19 protein-coding genes are annotated in these 17,549 nt (G+C 66.7%); 4 read left to right on the top strand and 15 right to left on the bottom strand.

The features are described 5' to 3' along the window. Nucleotides 1–260 precede the first annotated feature (260 nt). The 9 genes from eccD to OO63_RS27920 form a co-directional block, all read right to left on the bottom strand. Complete coding sequence (gene eccD / locus OO63_RS27890; protein WP_051811265.1) at nt 261–1,628, bottom strand: type VII secretion integral membrane protein EccD; 1,368 nt, start codon at nt 1,626–1,628, stop codon at nt 261–263. 13 nt (nt 1,629–1,641) lie between these two features. After that, on the bottom strand, nt 1,642–1,938 hold the full coding sequence (locus OO63_RS47010; protein WP_078619400.1) for a hypothetical protein: 297 nt from the start codon (nt 1,936–1,938) through the stop codon (nt 1,642–1,644). A gap of 48 nt (nt 1,939–1,986) precedes the next feature. Further along, nucleotides 1,987–2,403 (bottom strand): YwqJ-related putative deaminase, encoded by a 417-nt coding sequence (locus OO63_RS43945; RefSeq protein WP_078619401.1) that lies wholly within the window; start codon nt 2,401–2,403, stop codon nt 1,987–1,989. Further along, the gene (locus OO63_RS27895) at nt 2,366–2,842 is read right to left on the bottom strand and encodes an SUKH-3 domain-containing protein (RefSeq protein WP_030358029.1); all 477 of its coding nucleotides are present in this window, start codon (nt 2,840–2,842) and stop codon (nt 2,366–2,368) included. Before OO63_RS27895 ends, OO63_RS43945 begins: the two co-directional genes overlap by 38 nt. 431 nt (nt 2,843–3,273) lie before the next feature. Beyond that, on the bottom strand, nt 3,274–5,415 hold the full coding sequence (locus OO63_RS42500) for a hypothetical protein (RefSeq protein ID WP_051811266.1): 2,142 nt from the start codon (nt 5,413–5,415) through the stop codon (nt 3,274–3,276). Next, entirely contained in the window at nt 5,412–5,843 is a 432-nt protein-coding gene (locus tag OO63_RS27905; RefSeq protein WP_051811267.1) for a DUF6507 family protein, read from the bottom strand. The genes OO63_RS42500 and OO63_RS27905 overlap by 4 nt, the downstream gene beginning before the upstream one ends. A 102-nt stretch (nt 5,844–5,945) precedes the next feature. Continuing rightward, entirely contained in the window at nt 5,946–6,257 is a 312-nt protein-coding gene (locus OO63_RS27910; protein ID WP_030358026.1) for a pore-forming ESAT-6 family protein, read from the bottom strand. Between the two features lie 50 nt (nt 6,258–6,307). Continuing rightward, nucleotides 6,308–6,637, bottom strand: a complete 330-nt coding sequence (locus tag OO63_RS27915; RefSeq protein ID WP_030358025.1) for a hypothetical protein — start codon at nt 6,635–6,637, stop codon at nt 6,308–6,310. 623 nt (nt 6,638–7,260) lie between these two features. Further along, on the bottom strand, nt 7,261–7,776 hold the full coding sequence (locus OO63_RS27920) for an ATP-binding protein (protein WP_030358024.1): 516 nt from the start codon (nt 7,774–7,776) through the stop codon (nt 7,261–7,263). Nucleotides 7,777–8,059: 283 nt separating this feature from the next. Here OO63_RS27920 and OO63_RS27925 point away from each other — a divergent pair, with 283 nt between their 5' ends. Both OO63_RS27925 and OO63_RS27930 read left to right on the top strand, forming a co-directional pair. Next, nucleotides 8,060–8,911 carry a helix-turn-helix domain-containing protein gene (locus OO63_RS27925; protein WP_030358023.1) on the top strand — a complete coding sequence of 284 codons (852 nt, stop codon included), beginning with the start codon at nt 8,060–8,062 and terminating at the stop codon, nt 8,909–8,911. Between the two features lie 15 nt (nt 8,912–8,926). After that, nucleotides 8,927–9,118: a hypothetical protein gene (locus tag OO63_RS27930; protein ID WP_030358022.1), complete on the top strand. Its 192-nt coding sequence runs from the start codon at nt 8,927–8,929 to the stop codon at nt 9,116–9,118. Nucleotides 9,119–9,581: 463 nt separating this feature from the next. Here the strand turns inward: OO63_RS27930 and OO63_RS27940 are convergent, their stop codons facing one another. From OO63_RS27940 to OO63_RS27965, 6 genes are all read right to left on the bottom strand, one after another. Continuing rightward, nucleotides 9,582–11,039 carry a DUF6177 family protein gene (locus OO63_RS27940; RefSeq protein ID WP_030358020.1) on the bottom strand — a complete coding sequence of 486 codons (1,458 nt, stop codon included), beginning with the start codon at nt 11,037–11,039 and terminating at the stop codon, nt 9,582–9,584. 189 nt (nt 11,040–11,228) lie between these two features. Then, a complete protein-coding gene (locus tag OO63_RS27945) occupies nt 11,229–12,008 on the bottom strand; it encodes a BAR domain-containing protein (protein ID WP_234311127.1) in 780 nt (259 codons plus the stop codon). Nucleotides 12,009–12,026: 18 nt separating this feature from the next. Continuing rightward, nucleotides 12,027–14,180, bottom strand: coding sequence for a hypothetical protein (locus OO63_RS42505; RefSeq protein ID WP_051811269.1), 2,154 nt, complete (start codon nt 14,178–14,180; stop codon nt 12,027–12,029). Further along, the gene (locus OO63_RS27955) at nt 14,177–14,569 is read right to left on the bottom strand and encodes a DUF6507 family protein (protein WP_051811270.1); all 393 of its coding nucleotides are present in this window, start codon (nt 14,567–14,569) and stop codon (nt 14,177–14,179) included. Before OO63_RS27955 ends, OO63_RS42505 begins: the two co-directional genes overlap by 4 nt. A gap of 55 nt (nt 14,570–14,624) precedes the next feature. Then, a complete protein-coding gene (locus tag OO63_RS27960; RefSeq protein ID WP_030358016.1) occupies nt 14,625–14,936 on the bottom strand; it encodes a pore-forming ESAT-6 family protein in 312 nt (103 codons plus the stop codon). Between the two features lie 57 nt (nt 14,937–14,993). Then, nucleotides 14,994–15,323 (bottom strand): hypothetical protein, encoded by a 330-nt coding sequence (locus OO63_RS27965; protein ID WP_030358015.1) that lies wholly within the window; start codon nt 15,321–15,323, stop codon nt 14,994–14,996. A gap of 495 nt (nt 15,324–15,818) precedes the next feature. Here OO63_RS27965 and OO63_RS27970 point away from each other — a divergent pair, with 495 nt between their 5' ends. Both OO63_RS27970 and OO63_RS27975 read left to right on the top strand, forming a co-directional pair. Then, nucleotides 15,819–16,886: a hypothetical protein gene (locus OO63_RS27970; protein ID WP_051811271.1), complete on the top strand. Its 1,068-nt coding sequence runs from the start codon at nt 15,819–15,821 to the stop codon at nt 16,884–16,886. Nucleotides 16,887–17,017: 131 nt separating this feature from the next. Beyond that, on the top strand, nt 17,018–17,482 hold the full coding sequence (locus OO63_RS27975) for a hypothetical protein (RefSeq protein ID WP_030358013.1): 465 nt from the start codon (nt 17,018–17,020) through the stop codon (nt 17,480–17,482). Nucleotides 17,483–17,549 lie beyond the last annotated feature (67 nt).

The following is a 17,549-nucleotide window of genomic DNA, read 5'->3' on the forward strand; positions in this document are numbered from 1 at the left end:
GGGGTGTGGGGGGTCACGTGGGTGCGGGGGGCGGCGGGATGTGCTGCCGGAGAAGTGAGGGGGACCTGTGTACGAGCCGGGCCGGCAGCGGGCCCGGGAGCGCCTGGGGCACTCGCCTCCGTGCGGACGGCCGACGCGCTCATCGGCGCCGTGCCCTCATCAGGCCTGCTCGTTCCCGTCCTCGCGCCCGGCTGCGCGCCCAGGTCCCGGAGCACGTCGCGCTGCCAGTCGTCCCGTCCTTGTGCCATGTTCCGCACCTCCTACGCGAAGGTGTCGAGCAGACGCCCGTACACACCGAACACACCGAGCAGCAGCGGCACGAGCGCGATCACGCCCACCGACTCCAGGACGTCCCCGAAACGCCGCAGCCGCACCCGCACGTGCTCGGCGGGTCGTACGGCGAGTACGAGAAGCGGAGCCGCGGCGAGCACGACGAGCAGCACGAGCGGCCCCGCCACGCCGGAGTGCTCCTGCCACACCCACACCAGCCGCACCACGACGACGGCCGCGGCAAGCAGCAGCCCGACCACCTCGGCGCTCAGCGGAAACGCCCGTGCCCGCAGCGCGAGAACGAGCGCGACGGCCACGGCGAGCAGCACCTCCCAGACCGAGACGTCGTCCGGTTCGCTCAGGGTGAGAACACCCGCGACCGTGGCGGACCCCGCGAGGACGAGGGTCGCGAGCACGAGCCCGCGGTGTGTGGCGGCCAACGCGCTGCCGACCTCGTACCGGCTGACGGACACTCCGCCCGAACGCCGGTCGTCGAGTCCGGCGAGCCCCGACGTCATCAGCGCGAGCCGCGGCAGCACGCCCAGGGCGACCACGGACAGGACGCCGAGCACAGCCCCCACGCGGGCACCGTCGTTCTGGAGCCCGAGGGCTGCCTCCCAGGCGACACCGCACCCCGCGAGTGCCCCGGCGCCGACAAGCGCGCCTCGCCCGACGGGCGTGCACCAGCCCAGCAGAGCGAGGGCCACAGCGACAGCGCCACCGACCCCGGCCAACTGTGCGCCGGCTCCCCACCCATGGGCGTCGCCCAGAGTCCAGGCCCCGAACACCCCGAGCGCACCGGCCACAGATATGAGCGTGACAGCCAGACTCGTACGCCGAACCCGCCCGAACACCATCCCAAGGAGGGCTGCGCCCCCGGCAACTCCCAGCAGCCCACCCCCCACACGAGCCCCGTCGAACTCGCCCCGGGCCAGCACTCCTGCGACGAGCGCCCACGCCACGACAGCGCCACCGCACACCACCTGCCGAGCCCGGTCGCCCCACCGCCAGGCCCGCACGTCCAAGTCCTCGGCAGCCTCGTCCGTCACGTCATGCACGACAGGCGCAGACGGTGCGTCCTCCACCCGCACCAGCCGCAGCACCGCGCCGTCGACGACGCCCACCGACTCCAGCGTGCCGTCCTGCGGCAGCACAGACCCGTCCGCGGCCACGAGATGCCGCAGCGCGGGCCGGTCCCCCACCTGATCGTCCAACAGCCGCATGACTTCAGGCAGCAACAGCCCGATCGGCTCCTGAGAAGGCAGTACGAGATCCACTCGCCGCCGCTCCCCCACCAAGGTCACCCGACTCAACGTCACACGACCCTGGTTACGGCTCAATGCCCCCGCAGATATCACAAGTTCGAACCTATCACCGAGAAGTGGGACTCGTAGAGGGCGATTCGGACACACCATCCGAAGAAGTGCGGGTAACGCCGGGCGCATTCCCTCCCGGCTTCTCCTTCATCACCCGGTGCGACACAAAGGACCACCCCACACACCCCGCACACAACACAGCGGCGATCACAATCCCGGCGAACCCCTTCCCCACCCGCTCATCCACGGACCGCCGCTGCCGCTCACCCCCGAACAACAACGCATCCCGAAGCCGCCGCCGCCGAACGGAGACGGACTCCAACAACTGACTGTCGTAGTCCTGAGCAGCCATCACATTCCCTCACGCGTCATGCCAGCAGTGCCCTTGGGGCGCACACGTTCAGCCGACAACGCTGACGTGCAGCACTTCGAGAAGCGAGGCGCAAACGGCACACGGCTGTGCGGGCTTCCCGTGGCCAGGGTCACCCTCCGGACGAATCAGGCGGGACATCATCGCGGCGCCTTCAAAGTGCGGGACGGCTTCCGCGATGGTCGTGGCGCGCCCATCTCCCCGTTCTGCATCAAGACGCCACAACTGGTCTGAAACAAGCGCCGATTCGGCACACCTCTCGTTGAAACCCTGCCTCTGCCTCGCCGGTAGGGAGCCAACGAACTCCCGCACCGCTGGATGCAGGTTCGGCTGCTCCGCCCCGACAAGGCTGGTCTGGCTGACGACAATGCCTCCCACGAGCAGGGATGACGCGACTGTCGGATATTGCTCAAACAAAGAAATCCTCCGCGTCCACTTCTTCGGCATCACTCAGGAAGTGATGAAGGGCTTCTTGTGTATTCGATCCCCAGAAGTAGGCCCCGGTGTGGTGAAGGAAGAAGAATCGACCACTCTCGTCGACCAGCAGGGGGTCGAAATCGTGTGAATCGTGCCCGACTGGAAAGAGTTGGCGCCCGAGGTTCTCGCCCAATTCCGTGATGAGAGCAGCATCTCCGTCAAACCCAACGGTCGGCTTCATCTCCAGAGCGAGGCCCCCTCGAGGGTGTGTAAGAGTCAGCAGCCCGAAGGAGCGGATCACTCGGACTGCCGGATCGTTCGGCATCAAAGGATACCCCTGCCGCTCGGCGTCTCGCAGGCGCACACCGATCAACCGGTCGGCCTCAGCTTCGCCGATGTCCCGCCCGGGAGACCAACCGCTCAGCTCCAGCCACTCACGCACCGTTGACGACAGGCCACTGGTATCCATCCTCTGTTTCCGTCACATCCAGCGTCAGCCCTTTCACCATCTCGCCTCTACATATTCCAGGACTTCCAGGAGCCTTGAGTGCTCCACATTTGGCATCGAGTACCCTCGCTCTCGAATGCGAGCAAGGAAGGCTTCGGGAAGCTGAATATGATGGGCTCGCACATAGTGCCACAGGTCACCACGCCACAGCCAATCACCGTCCGTGTAAATGGAGTCTCCTCCCAGGATCTGCCCCTCTGGCTCGAGGGCGTCTTGCGAGGAGCCCATAACCGAGAGGATCTCATGTCCTGCACGGAGATAGCTCGCAATATCATCTTGGTCAGCGTACCCACAGGGCCCTAGAAATTCGCTCACGCTACCGCGGGGCGGGCCGAATTTCGGCGACCAGAGTTCCTTGAAGTGGTCTGCAATCAGCACAGAGGTCTCTGTTTCTACTTGACGAGCGGAAGAAAGATCCGCCAGTACCCATTGTCTGCGATCGTAGGCGTCTGTCCGGGTCCACGCAGCGGCGCGACACCGACCTTGTTGGTTGGCGCCATCACGGGCACGCCAAGTTCATTCGCGAGCTCTTGCGCTGCCGGGTTGTGCCGGACGTTTCGTGTAATGGAGAGCGAGTCAGCCGCCGATGGCACCTCACTGAATTCACCTGGAACTCCATCTGCTCCATCGCTTTTCGCCCACGCATCTGAGGCCCCATGCGGCACGTCCACAACTCTATTATCGCAAAGCCATCCGGTGTGGCACGAGAGGAGTCGCACCGGCCCGCCACCATAGCCAGGATTATTTCTAATTGCTTCGGCTATATGAGAGGGGTGCACATCACCGACAGGAAATCCAACACCTGACTCATTGACGTGACCAGGCACGAAAAATCCTCGATCATTGCCATGGACTACGGCATCGTGATAACCATCCAACGGCTTTGCGAGGTCGAAGTTTATAAGGGTACTTCGATCGTAGCCGATGGCTGTCGCATCGTCTCGGAAGTAGACATGGTCTCCCGTCGCCAGCACGATGTCGCCTGGCTCTTTGGGAGGGGCAGGAACCGACGACTCGGGTGCGACCCGGTCTTCGTAGTCACGGCGAGTTCCCATGGCATGCGTGTCAGCGATGTCGTGACGCCCGTACCCGGTCAGGTCTGTCGGGTCGGCTGTTGAGTTGGCTGGACCATGCCTCCCATCACGCGCCAGGTCGTGACTGCCGTTGTTTGCCGAGTGGTTGGCCGCCGCGCCAGCGAACTCCCTCTGCCCTTGCCCGGCTTCGTCCATGCGCCCCAGCGCCGTGCCGTGCTCATCCACAATGACGCCCTCACGCGTCATGAAGATCGTGTCGCCCTTGCGGTTGACGTACGCCCGCGCATCGTCGGGCACAGCCGCAGGGCGCGCAGGGACGTCCGAGCCTCGCTCCGCCAGCCGGTACGGTCCGCCGGCCATGTCCGCGTACCCGCCCGAGCGCATACTCCTCAGCGGCGCCATCAGGTCGCCGACCTTGGTCACCCCGAACTGGACACCCTTGGCGGCGTAAGTGAACGGATCCACCGCCCGCCCGAACTTTCCGATCGCCGAAACCGTCTTCGCCGCCGCACCCGTCTTCGCCGCGGAGCCCGCGCCCCGCGTCGCCACGATCGTGACGGCGTTGAAGCCGACCAGGCCTCCGGCCCGTGCCGGGTTCTTGCTCCACTGGTCGTACGCGATCAGGCCCTTGCCCGTGTCGACGACGGCCCGGCGGGAGTCCCGCAGCCAGCCGGGCAGTTGCTCGTCCTTGGCCATCCAGAACAGCCCGCCCACAGGGGTCATGGTGAGCGAGAGACCGGTGCCCAGCTTGGCCAGGTTCTTCCACGCCTCCCCAGCGGCGCCCCAACCGTCCCGGCCCGCCAGCGTCCCGAGCGCCTTCATCGTGCCGCCGACGCCGTCCACGAAGAAGCCTTTGCCGACGTCCAGCGCCTTGTGGGCCAGCCAGTCCAGCCCGTCCCGCTCCTTCTCGACCTTGCCGCCCCAGGGAAACTTCTCCGCCTGGTCGAGGACTCTGTCGGTGTAGCCGTACGTGCCGCAACTGCTGGTGCCGTCGTCGCTGAGCGTCAGCCGAATGCCGCCGACCAGCGCGGTGATCGCGTTGTGGCAGTCCATTTCGGCGATGCGGAAGGTCTGCGTGTAGCCCTTGACCTCCTCCACCAACCGGTTGTTGTGTTCGCGCTTGTCGTCGTCCTTGCGCCAGTCGTCATCGGTGGAGATCTCATCGATGTAGAAGGCGCTGGCCTCCGTCTGGAGATCCTTGAGCTTCTTCACGATCGGCCGCACACGGGTCGCGTACCTGCTGAGTGCCTGGGCCACCTTCTCCAGGTCGTCGGCGAACGCGTCCGTCTTCGTCTGCACCGGTTTCGTCGTGGCGAACAGCTGCTCCGCCTCCGGCGCCTCGTAGAACGCGGAGAGTCCCTGGAAGTCGGAGTGGACGTCCCCGCCGGCGTCACGGAACTGCGACGCCTCGCGCCGCAGGTCCGCCACGTCCCGCTCAAGCTGCTCCAGGTCGCCGGTGAACTGCGGTATCCCATTGGGGTCGATGGGCTCGTTGCTCATCTCTTGCCACCTCCGTCACCGCCGCCGCCCTTGACCCCGGGCATGTCGGGCACGATGCCGTTGATGGCGTCACGGTTCCTGCTCGCGGCCATCCTCAGGTCGCCCTCCACGTACTCCTTCGTGGCCAGGTGCGCGCCGAGCAGAGAACTCGCGGCACGCCGCGAGATGTACCGCAGGTCCTCGTTCCACTGCCGGGCGAACACCCCAAGGGCCGAGGCAACCGGCCCCTGTATCCCACCCTTGCCGTCTTTGTCCGGCTTCCCGTCCCCCTCGTGTCCCCCCTCGGCGATCGTGCCCGCCGAAGCCGCCGCACTCGGCAACGTCTCCTGCATGTTCTGACCGGCCTTCGCCATACGCTCAGCCGAACCGCCGGCCCGCTTCAGTACGTTGCCGACCCCACCGGGCTCGATGTCCCACGCCGTCACCACACGCCCCCTTGACTCCCCTGATCCCCGTCAGCCGGACCGCGCCGTGTCACGCGGCCTGACCATGAAGTCCCCTGCTTCCTGTTCCGTGCTCCGAACTGCGGGTCAGCCGATGTTGTTGACCGCCGCCCGCGCCCGCGACAGCGTGGTCTGCGCCGTCCCGTCGTTCTCCTCCAACGTCGAACGTACGAGCCGGATGATCTCCCGGACCTCGTTCGCCGCGTTGTTCCAGCGCACTTCCTTGCCGTGGTACTCGTCCGACACACCATCGGCCTGATAGTCCGCCATCGCCGCCTTCACCGCCCGGTCCCGATCACCGAGCACCCGCTCCAGATTCCCGATGATGATGTGCAGACTGCCCTGCACATCAGCAGACGCACCCGTGTCGTACGAACGCCGATCCTGATTCCCCGCCATGACAAACCACTCCCCGTGGCGATGTGTTGAAGGTCTTGAGTTCGGGACCGTCAGCCGGAGAAACGGGCCGCCTGGAAATTCGCCGCCCCCATGTTCTTGTGCGCGTTGTCCGACTGCTCCTGCACACCCGTACCGAACGCCTCGTCCATCCCCGCCTGACCACCCAAAATCGACGACAACGAACCATTCAACGCAGCCGTGATCTCATCCGCCCGCAACTTGAACGAATCAAACGTCGCCTTACCCGCACCGTTGAACTTCCCCTCCAACGGCTCCGCAGCAGACACCAACCCCCGAATCAACGACCCCAGATCATCACTCGACCCAGACGTCTGCTTCCCCAACACAGACAGCGTCGTCTCACCCATGTCGAACTTCACGAACCCACACCCCCGCTTCGCTCGAACTCACAACTTCGGCTGGATAGTTGACCGGCACAACAACATCACGTCGCGCTCACCAGTCACTCACGCCCCGTAGCGCATCGAACATACCGTCCCACATCACATTGCAAGCGCAACGCAGTTGAGCGTGAGGCCGAGTGATTGCGCCAACATCAGCTTCAGGCTCAGTCACCCTTGCCCGGCCCCTCTCGAACAGTTCAAACGCCGCGGCAGGCCCAGGGTCGGCTGGACAGCAAGCCCGCCACCGGAACCCCACTCTTCACCGACGGCTCAGGTGCAGCCGCTCGGCGAGGCGCCGCACCCGAAGAGGAAGACCGCATCGCCGCGCTGACCACCTTGCGTCCACTGGGTGCTTTGCGGGTTCACGGAGCCGCCTTCGGGAGGAGCGGGCAGGGCGGAGGTGGTCGTCGCGCCAAGGACCATGAATGAGACGGCGGCGACAGCGGCCAGTGTCAGGACTCTTGCGGTACGCACAGGGGCGGCCTTTCGAGTTGCCGTACGGCCCGGCCGTAGCGCCGAACCGGACGCCCACACTTCCGGGAGCACGCTCCGACCCGAAACCGGCGCACCGGGCGGGCCCCTGCGCCCTCGGGCACCACTCACCCCCGCTGCACGCCGTACGCCCGTGCCCCCTCCCCCGGCACCACCGCCCACATCCGCGTCCCACCGCCCGGCTCCCGCGCGTCCCCGAAACCCCAGTCACCCGCGCATGCCCGCACCACGCACGCCATCAGGTTCAGGGCCGCGCCCCGCCGTTCGTCGCAGATCTCGGCGAGCCGGGGGTTCGTATGGCGCGGGTGACCGTCGTAGACGATCACCCGCAGGGCGCCGTCCCGGTGGCGCAGCCGCAGGTACACCTCCTCGGTGGGCGTGAACCGGTAAGCACAGGTGGCCAGTTCGGCTGTGACTAGGACCGCCGCCTCCGTCAGCCCCCGCAGGCCGTGCGCCTGCAGGATGGCCCCCACCGCGCGGCGCGCGATCGCCGGGCTCGTCGCCGACGCGGGCAGCGTGAGGCTGTACGTGAGGTCGTCGGGGGTCGGCGGGCGGTCCGCCCCGTGCGCGTGTACGTCGTCCAGCAGACTGTCGGGGCAAGCGGTGACCACGGGCAACGGCATGTCAACCTCCGGTGGCGGCAAGGGCATTGAGAGTCGCGCTGTCGGTGGCCTGTCTCCCTGGCGCGGGCCCACCCCCTCCCAGGGAAGGAGGGGTCTTCTTGCTTTTGGGCAGGCTCACGCGATGCGCTTCCGACTGCGTCGAGCAGTAAGCGATGCGTTACTCAATGTAGGGATTCCGGGTCACGGTGTCCACGCAGAAAGAGATAATTACCCCCCATGCACATGGACCGCTGCCCGCTCCGGAGGGCAGACTGTGGCCCTCCACGCCACAAGAAGGGGCGGCATGCCGACCAGAACCACGCCGACAGAGCGACAGAAGCGTCTGGGGGCCGAGCTGCGCAGGATGCGCGTCGCGGCGGGAGCCACCACGGAGTACGCCGCCGGACTGCTCGGAATTGACCGGACACGGCTCTCCAACATCGAGTCAGGCATCCGCCCCGTCTCCGGCGAGCGCATCCGCACCTTGGCCTGCAACTACGCCTGTGCGGACGAGAGTTATGTCGACGCCCTGGTGGCCATCGCCGAGAACAAGGAGCGCGGCTGGTGGGAGAGGCAGCGGGGCACACTGCCGCCCGGGCTGCTGAACATCGCCGAGTTGGAGTGGCACGCCGCGCGCGTACGCACCGCGCAGGTGCTGCACGTACCGGGTCTGCTCCAGACCGAGGACTACGCCCGCGCGATCTTCACAGCCGTGCTGCCACCTCTGACCCGTCTGGAGGTCGAGCTGCGGGTCGCACACCGCATGGACCGCCAGCGGGTCCTCGAACGGCCACAGCCTCTCGCCTACATTGCGTACGTTCACGAGGTCGCGCTGCGTATGCCGTTCGGGGGCACCGACGTGACGCGGAAGCAGCTCACACAACTGGCCGCCGTCGCCGAGCGCGAGAACGCCGAGGTCCGCGTCATACCGACAAGCATCGGCGCGTTTCCGGGCGCCGGGCACGCATTGCTGTACGCGGAAGGGGTTGTTCCCCAGCTCGACACCGTGCAGCTGGACTCCGCACACGGGCCGGAATTCACTCATGCCGAGGCACAGCTCACCAAGTACCGTTCTCACCTCGACTGGTGGGACGACGCGGCACTGTCGCCCGCGGCATCGCGTGACCTCATCCACAGAGTCGCGCGCGAACTCTGAGAGCAGGGAGAAACCGTGGCCGGGATCCACTGGGAAGAGCCGTTCTGCGGCGAAGGCAACAACTGCTTCCGCATAGGCACCGACACCGAAGGCAACGCCTACATAGCCCTCGCCGGCGCCGAGGACACGTACCTCACCGACACCCGCGAAGCCCTCGCCACGCTCATCCGGGACATCAAGGCGGGCAAGGCCGACCACCTGCTGTGAGTGACACATACGGCCTCGCAGTGCAGGGAAGAGGACGAGGCCATCGTGCTGGCGGCACGGTCGAGATCGCTCGGCCCTATGCTCCAGTTCCTTGAGTCCTGGGCAGTGACCGTGGAAATCGCGCGGCTTCCCGGGACAGCGGCCCGGCTGCGAGCCGCTGAGTACACAGCGCAGAACACAGACCGCGACGACCCGGCGTGGCAGGCGGCCATGGACGAGATCCGCGCCCTCCACTCCGCAGCCAGGGAGTCACTCGCGCATGAGTAGCTGACGCTGGGGGTACGACCCGGACGAAAAGCACGTGATCGGGGGCGAGACGCCCCCACCTCCCGCGCTCGTGGCGGAAGTGGAAGAGCGCGCCGCCGAAGTGGAACGGGCCGCGGAGGCCCTGCATCTGGACGGGACGCGGCCTACGTCTTCTCGATCGTTCATGTTCTGGTTGCCCGGTGTCGTCGCGCCCGGCTCATGCCGCCTTGAGGTGGTCCATGAGTTGCTGCAGCCGCTCCCAGGCTGAGGGGTCGTTGCCGTCGCCCAGTGGGTAGTGGAGGGAGGGTGCGGCCGTGGGCCCGAGGCGTGCGGGGGCAGTGTCGAGTGGCGGACGCGCGGCGTGGGCGAGGCCGATGCCGCGTACCGCGTCCGGGCCGAGGGTGAAAGCGACCGGGGCAGGCGGGGCCTCGAAGTGCGGGGGCACGGTGAGGTCGCGCCGGGCGGCGCGGAGCGACGTGAGCATCGAGGTCAGGCCGTGCTCGGCGGCCAGAGCTTCGGCCAGGGGCGCGATGGCGTCGCGTGGGGCGGCCTCGTCCGGGCCGTAGCCCAGGGTGAGGGTGATGTCCTCCTCGACCCCGGCGGTGGTGCGGGTGACGTGGACGGTCGCCATGGCCGGACGGCTGGGCGTGCCGACGGCGACGAGCCAGGTGGGCTGCGGCGCGCGACTGCGGGCGAGGGCGGTGAGCTGGCGGGTGGACCACGGGAGGCTGACCGGTTCGGCGGTGCTCCAGCCGGCCGGGGGTGCGCCGGTGAGGTGGCGGAAGGAGGCTTCGAGGGCGCCGCCCAGGACGAGGTGTTCATCGGGTTCGTGTCTGGTGCGGATGTTGAGGGTGAGCTGGCGCTCGCCCGAGTCCGGGGCGGGTTGGAACGCGTCGGCGACCCGAGTGGTGCCGTCCGCGTCACGCACAGGCACGAAGGCGTCGCCCTCCCAGTGGAGTTCGGCGCCGGAGAGGCCGTCGTAGTAGCCGGAGCCGGATTCGGAGTCGGGGAGTTGGACGACCCAGCGGTTGGGGTGGCCGTGCAGGGCGATGCGGGTGGGCAGGGTGAGGGTGGTGTGGGGCGGGGTGACGATCGTCAGGGCGCGGTCGTGGGCGGCGGCCTCGCGCAGGGCGTCGGAGAGCCAGCTCGTCATGGCGATGACGGGCCGGTCCTGGATGACGACGGCCGCCTTGTCGGTGAGGGCGTCGACGGCTGGGGATGTGATCGCCGGGGCTCGGCTGGATTGGCCCTGGCCTCGGCCGGATTCGTCCGAGGCTGCGTCGGATTCGTCCGGGGCCACGGGGACGACGTCGGTGTGTGCGGCCTCCGGCGGCCAGGCGGTGCCGCCCAGCACGGTGGCCAGCCGCCCCGCGAAGGAACCGGCGAGCCGGTCGGCCTCCTCGACGGCGGTGGAGGCACGCGCCTCGGTCCACCAGAACGGGAGCTCGGGAACCGTCACGTCAGGGCTGAGCAGCCGCTGGGCCTCACCCGGAGTGTGCACGAGGAACGGCGCCTCAACGGACACCAGTGTCCGCCCGTCCGGCGCACACAACTGCACGACCGCACCGTCCGCCACCGTACGGACCTCCAGGTCGGGGCCACCCGCGAACAGCCCGGCCACGATGGACTTGGTGTCGGGCATGGTGGAGGTGAGGGCTATGACGTCTTTGGTCACGTGGTGTCGGTCTCCGTTAGGCGGTCGCTGAGACTTTGGCCATCTCGCGTGGGGAAACTCGCCGAGCCAGCCGTCCTGGGCGAGAAACTTCGGCTGAATATCTCCAATCGACCTCGGTAGTCATCCGTCGGTCGTAGGCGGGGCACGCAAGGCCACAGCACAAGCTGTGCTCGCTCTGGGCCAAGGGCGTCAAGCCGTCCCATCCAGCCGGGTCTCCGCCACCATCTGCCGGACGCGCTCGTCTCCGATGGACTTCATATACTCACCGAGCTGTTGGACTTCCTGGTCTCGCGACCGCTGGAGCAGTGTGGCCGCGTGAACCATTGCACGTTGCGACGGCGCGACTCTAAGCACATCCATAACAAACTTCGATGCCGTTCGCCCATCGATGAGGGCTACCGATGCGGCAAGGTCGACCAGCTGAGTAGCGAGATCGAATCGCTGAGGGACTCCGGAAGCGAGGGAATGGATTCCCCGCTGCATGGCCTCCTCGATATCGCCCAGCACGGCCCTCAGGGAGTCGGCATCAATAATTTCCCCCAGCTTGTCCTCGAAGTATTCACCGTCCGCAATTTGCACGAGAGATCTGAAGGCCTCGGTCCGTAGTGCGAGCGTACCCTTATCCGATGCGATTTCATCACTATCACCGACAGCTACCGCGAGCTGCGCGAAAGTACTGTCGACGGAGAACTTCCGGTCGATGAGGACCTCGTACCACGGGGCTCGTTTTGCCAATTTCGCGGCATTCATTACTGCTCGATAGCCAGCTGGCTCACCCCAGGTCGTCAGCGCCACGCACGACAGAAGTCGATCCGCTTCAGGAGCTGCAGAGTCACCAAGAAGCTCAGCGAGAGCAGGTACACGATCAAGATGCCGTGGATCGTCCAGTCCGCCATAGACCAAATCGTCAACGTCAGCGATGGGATTACCATCAAAATCGGTCCCGAGCAACGGATTGAGCTTTTTCACCCAAGCCTCCTTTCGTAATCAGTCACCGAACGGCCCGGTGATGTAACGATGCGGGACAACACCCTTGATGAGCCACTCCTCATCACGCTTGGTGTTCATCATGTCTATCATCCGCTGCATGATGCGCTTCGTTTTCCCCTTGCTCAGGCCAAGCGAACGCGCAATCTCCGGTATGTCAGCACGAGTTGCCCCTGGAGGGAGGCTAATGTCTACAGGCCGCCCAGCAATGTCATCGGCGCTCCTCTGGAGCTCTGCTTGCACCCGCTCCGGCGAGAGAACCTCGACTCCTGTGACCTTGCCATCAGCTATGTCACGCTCAAGCCGTGCTAGATCGACTCGGATCCTTCCAGCACCGAACGCCTTGGCGTCAGCACCCTCCCGGCTGAGCGACGTGTAAGGGCTGTCCGATTTAGCTGGATCGCGGCCAACTATGTGGTCCACAACCGTTGCGTTTCCATCGGGGTTAGCGGGCACAAGATCACCATCCGAACTGAGATGCGACTTGCGTTGTCCCTTCCGATTGTGTTCCGCAGCAAAGTTATCGTCCTGGCGTACTAGGTGAGGGGTATCACCGTCGCCCGTTCCACCGTCAGGCCCGCTTGTTCCGCTACCTCCTCCGCTGGCATGCGCAGAGGTCTCGGGACTCGATGCACCGTGGTTTTCGGACGGGGGCCAAGCAGGCCCCGCCGCATCCCGACTGCCGGAGCCCGAGTTCTCACCGCCACGGCCGACGAGTTTCCCCTCACCGCCCTGAGTGAGTGCACCTACCGGGACGGGTTTCCTATGCGAAGGTGTCTCTCCGGCTGCTGTGGCAGCGGCTCGTTGTGCCGCAGAGGGTTCCCTTTCGCCCTGGCCTTCCTTCTTCAAATCACCCAGGACCCTGTTGTGCTCATCAACAATGGTCCCTTGGTCCGTCAGGTAGATCGTTTTGCCCCTGCTATCGGTATACCGCATTGCGGTATCCGGCACCGCGGCAGCGCGCACCCGCCCGTGCCCGCCCTCGTCCACCAAGCGGTAGGGACCGTCCAACACACCGCGCCCACCGGCCCGTACCCCAGCAGCGATGTCCGCCACCCTGGGCAGCGTCCGGGCCGTCGTGGCCGCAGCCACGATCGGGTCCATCCCCTCGCCGGCCTTGGCCGCCGCATTCGCCGCCTTGGCCATCGCCCCCGCCCGCCCCGCCGTGGCCAACTTCACCGGCCCGGCACCGAGGGTGCCGAAGTTGAAGATCGTCGTGCCGGCCGCACGGCCGGGGTTCGTCCTCCACTGATCCCAGGCCACAAGCCCCTTGGCGAACCCCTTCGCGTACGGCTTGCTGCCCTGCACGAAGTCGGTGTTCCAGAAGCTGCCGCCGGGCCTGCCCCCGCCCATCTCCGTCGCGTACACGGACGTCCCGACCAGCGTGCGGGTCAGCCCGTTCCACGCGGCGCGTGCCTCACCAGGGCCCCGCAGGCCCGCCAGCGCGGCGGCGCCCTTGAGTGAGCCGACGATTCCGTCCATGACAAGGCCGTCCCACAGCAACTGCTTGCCGTGATAGCCGAGGTCCCACGCGTGGTGCGACCGCTCCGCGGGGGTGCCCCAGGGAAGTTCGTCGGCGTTCTTCAGCGCGTCGGCAGTGAATCCGTACGTGGTGACGCCCCGCGGGACGAACATGGTCCCGCCCGTGTCCGCCATGTACTTGGTGCCGCCGGCCACCAGCGCCGTGATCTTGTTGGAAGCGGTGATCTCCGCGGCGTAGAACGCGGCCCGGGCTACCGCGAGTTCGTTCCACAATGCTTCGTGCTGGTCGACCTTGTCCTGGTCCTTGGTCCAGTCCGTGCCGAAGGCGCCCCCGTCGGTGTCCAGGCCCGCGATGAATGTGCCCGCCTTGGCTTTGAGGTGCTTGAGCTTCTCGGCGATCGGCCCGACCGTCTGTGCGTACTCCTCCAGCGCGCCCGCGACCGTCTCCACCTTCTCCGCGAACGCGTCCGCCTTGTCGCGCACCGGCATGGTCGACGCAAACAGGTCCTCCGCCTCCGGGGCCTTGTAGAACGCCGACATCGCCTGGAACTGCGTGTGCGCCGCGCCCCCGGCCTGCCGGATGCCGTCCGCGTCCCGGCGCAGCCCGGTGATGTGCCGCTGCAGCGCGTCCAAGTCGCCGGTGAACTGGGGTATGTCCTCCGGCTTGATCACAGGTCGCCCCGCGTCCAGCCGTGCGCCATGTCCGGCTCGTCCACGCCGGCCGCATGGCGCTGCGCCCGCGTGGCCATCTCCATGTCCCCGGCCTCGTACGCGGCCGTCGCCAGCAACGCCCCGTCCACCGACTTCGCCGCCCGCGCCGGAATGAACTGCACCTCGGCCGCGGTCCCCTGCGCGAACTCCGCGAGCGCGGCCGCGACCAGGCCGCCACCCGCCCCGCCCTTGACGCTCGCCCCGCCCTCCGCCACCGTGCCGGACGCCATCGCCGCGCCCCCCATGTCCTCACCGTACGCCGTGACAATCTTGCTCATGGCGCCAAGGACCTCGCCCATCTGCGACGCGACCAGCCCCACTCCAGCCGGCGTCACGTCCCACTTCGGCATACCCAACCCCCTGCGAATCCCCGTTTACGTACGCACGCCCCCAGTGGCCTGGCGCTCAGCCGATGTTGTTGACCGCCGCCCGCGCCCGCGACAGGGTGGTCTGCGCCGTCCCGTCGTTCTCCTCCAACGTCGACCGCACGAGCCGGATGATCTCCCGCACCTCGTTCGCCGCGTTGTTCCAGCGAACTTCCTTGCCGTGGTACTCGTCCGAGACGCCGTCGGCCTGGTAGTCGGCCATCGCCGCCTTCACCGCACGGTCCCGGTCACCGAGCACCCGCTCCAGGTTCCCGATGATGATGTGCAAGCTGCTCTGTACGTCGGCGGAGGCGCCGGTGTCGTACGAACGCCGGTCCTGATTCCCAGCCATAACAAAACTCCCCGTGTTGACGTGAAACGTTGAAGTGTGCGTTGGGACTTCTGCGGGTCAGCCGGAGAAGCGCGCCGCCTGGAAGTTCGCCGCGCCCATGTTCTTGTGCGCGTTGTCCGACTGCTCCTGCACACCCGTACCGAACGCCTCGTCCATCCCCGCCTGACCACCCAGAATCGACGACAACGAACCGTTCAACGCAGCCGTGATCTCATCCGCCCGCAACTTGAACGAATCAAACGTCGCCTTACCCGCACCGTTGAACTTCCCCTCCAACGGCTCCGCCGCCGACACCAACGCCCGGATCAACGACCCCAGATCATCACTCGACCCCGACGTCTGCTTCCCCAACACAGACAGCGTCGTCTCACCCATGTCGAACTTCACGAACCCGCACCCCCCCCGCTCGGACTCGCGCCGACCAACCGGTAGTTGACCGGCGCAACGACATCACTCCACACCCACCCGGCACTCACGCCACGTAGCGCATCGAACACACTCTCCCACATCACATTGCAGACGCAACGCAGTTGGGGAGACGACCGCACGATTCCGCCACCGAGCTGGCGAGCCCGCAGGACGGCGACATGGCGCTTACGCGTTCAAGCGCAAGCTCCGCTCTCCGCCGCAGGATCCACTCTGGTCAGAACTGTGCGATTGGGTCACCTCCGGGCGCGGGTCAGGAAATCTCGCCGCCCCCTGCGAGGTGTCCCGCGCGGAAGCGTCCGTCCAGGCCGCTCACCACGAACGAAGGGAGACCGACACACGCCCCTGCGAGAGGCCGGGCCTCCCTGTGCATACAGTGATTCACTTATGACCAGGACAGTGAGGGGCCGAGGGACGTCGGTAGGCCGGGGGATAGCCGGGCTTGTGGGAGCTGGGGTGCTGACGCTGTCTGTGACGGCCTGCGGAGGAAGCGGATCGGACTCCGATGGTTCCGGCGGGGAGACGGGGGAAGCCGGCAAGGGATCGGGCAAGCCTGCCGCGGCCAAGGCGCTGCCTGTTGAGTCGACGGCACGGAAAGCGACGTGGAGCTCCCGGGACGAGGCGCATCAACTGAAGATCGCGCCCAAGCGCCTCGCGCGTGGCACGGCGGCCGACCTGAAGGACGTCCAACTGCTGGACGACAATCTCAAGGGCACGGTTCCGTACTACCTGACCGTCAGCTACACCAACACCGGCTCATCTGCGCTGTCGCAACCGACCCCGCAGTCGAACTTCACCATCACCCTCGCCAACGGCACGCCCGGCAAGGCGATCTCCCTCTGGAACTCGAACACCCTGGCCACCGAACCGAGTTCCCCGCTCCCTGACGACTGCGACAAGGGTGGTCCAGCCGCGCTCGCGCCAGGCGACACCGCGACGGTATGCCAGCTCGTGATGGTGCCCAAGGGCGAGCCCGCCACGGTCGCGTACACCGATGACGGCGGAGATGCGCTGCTGTGGAAGGTCGGTGATGGCAAGGGTGACGACAACGGAGGCAACCTGCTGCCCGCGCACCAGACCGCTGCCTCCCTCTGGAAGGACATCACTACCAAGGGCAACGTGCCGATCCAGGTCACTCCCAAGAGCGTGCGCGCCGGGAGCCTGGCAGACCTGAGCAAGTTCGAGTTGAGCGGCGATCAGAAGAAGCTGGTGCCGTACTACGTGACGCTTGAGTACCGCAACACCGGCAAGGAAACTCTTCTGCCGTCCATGGACGACGGCGTGAGTATGCTGACCGCCGCTGGCGGCGAGGTCCCCCCGACACCGCTGATCGACTTCTCCACCAGCGCACAGGGCGAGGGCATCGATCAGTGCCGGGGCCCAGTACCGAACACCCGTCTAAAGCCGAAAGGTACGCTCAGCCTCTGCACCGTCCATCTGCTCACCAAGGGTGACCGCCCTGCGATGATCGAGTTCACCGCAGAGGGCAAGAAGGCTGGGACGCTCATGTGGCGAGCGAACTAGGACCCCCATAAGTGGGCCTCTGTGTGCGGACGCGTCTCAGCCGGCGGTGCCGGCCAAGGAAAGGCCGACCACCTGCTCTGAGGGGTCCCTTTGGGCGCCGGAGACACGGAGTGAGACGACATGGAGGATGGATGCGCAAGACGGTCACCGGCATAGCCCTGGTCACGGCAGCCGCGCTGCTGACGGGGTGCAGTGACGACGGCGAAGGTGGCGACGCGAAGGGCGGCAAGGGAGACAAGGGCTCACACTCCTCCGCGTCGAAGCACGAGACCAGCAAGTGGGGAGCGCCTCAGTCACATGAGGTGACCCTGGAGGTCAAGGGCAAGGGCCAGCCGTCGCTGGGTTGGATGGCGGACACCAATCACTTCGAGAATCGGGTCACCCTGCCCTGGACGAAGACGGTCAAGGTCACCCTGGAGGGGGCCGAGCTGAAGTCCGGCAGGCTGCTGGAGGTCTCCGCGCAGGGAGTTCCTGGCCCCGACGGGTTGAAGTACGTGTTCCCTCCTTGCGCCATCAAGGTCGACGGAAAGATCGTCGACAAGAGCGACGGCGGCGAGAAGAAGGTCGGCTGCGAGTACCGGCTGAAGGGCTCCTGAGGAACTGCCGTCAGCGACATGATGGGGGGGCGGCCGCCGCGTCCGAACACGGGCCGATGTTCACTCA

The organism is Streptomyces alboflavus, from assembly GCF_000716675.1.
Classification (GTDB): domain Bacteria; phylum Actinomycetota; class Actinomycetes; order Streptomycetales; family Streptomycetaceae; genus Streptomyces; species Streptomyces alboflavus.

Bases quoted from the DNA above. Each gene is read 5' to 3' on its own strand.
- OO63_RS42500 (WP_051811266.1), bottom strand. From the start codon at position 5,415: ATGAGCAACGAGCCCATCGACCCCAATGGGATACCGCAGTTCACCGGC.
- OO63_RS47010 (WP_078619400.1), bottom strand. From the start codon at position 1,938: ATGGCTGCTCAGGACTACGACAGTCAGTTGTTGGAGTCCGTCTCCGTT.
- OO63_RS27975 (WP_030358013.1), top strand. From the start codon at position 17,018: ATGCGCAAGACGGTCACCGGCATAGCCCTGGTCACGGCAGCCGCGCTG.
- OO63_RS27895 (WP_030358029.1), bottom strand. From the start codon at position 2,842: ATGGATACCAGTGGCCTGTCGTCAACGGTGCGTGAGTGGCTGGAGCTG.
- OO63_RS27955 (WP_051811270.1), bottom strand. From the start codon at position 14,569: ATGCCGAAGTGGGACGTGACGCCGGCTGGAGTGGGGCTGGTCGCGTCG.
- OO63_RS43945 (WP_078619401.1), bottom strand. From the start codon at position 2,403: ATGCCGAAGAAGTGGACGCGGAGGATTTCTTTGTTTGAGCAATATCCG.
- OO63_RS27920 (WP_030358024.1), bottom strand. From the start codon at position 7,776: ATGCCGTTGCCCGTGGTCACCGCTTGCCCCGACAGTCTGCTGGACGAC.
- OO63_RS27925 (WP_030358023.1), top strand. From the start codon at position 8,060: ATGCCGACCAGAACCACGCCGACAGAGCGACAGAAGCGTCTGGGGGCC.
- OO63_RS27960 (WP_030358016.1), bottom strand. From the start codon at position 14,936: ATGGCTGGGAATCAGGACCGGCGTTCGTACGACACCGGCGCCTCCGCC.
- OO63_RS27910 (WP_030358026.1), bottom strand. From the start codon at position 6,257: ATGGCGGGGAATCAGGATCGGCGTTCGTACGACACGGGTGCGTCTGCT.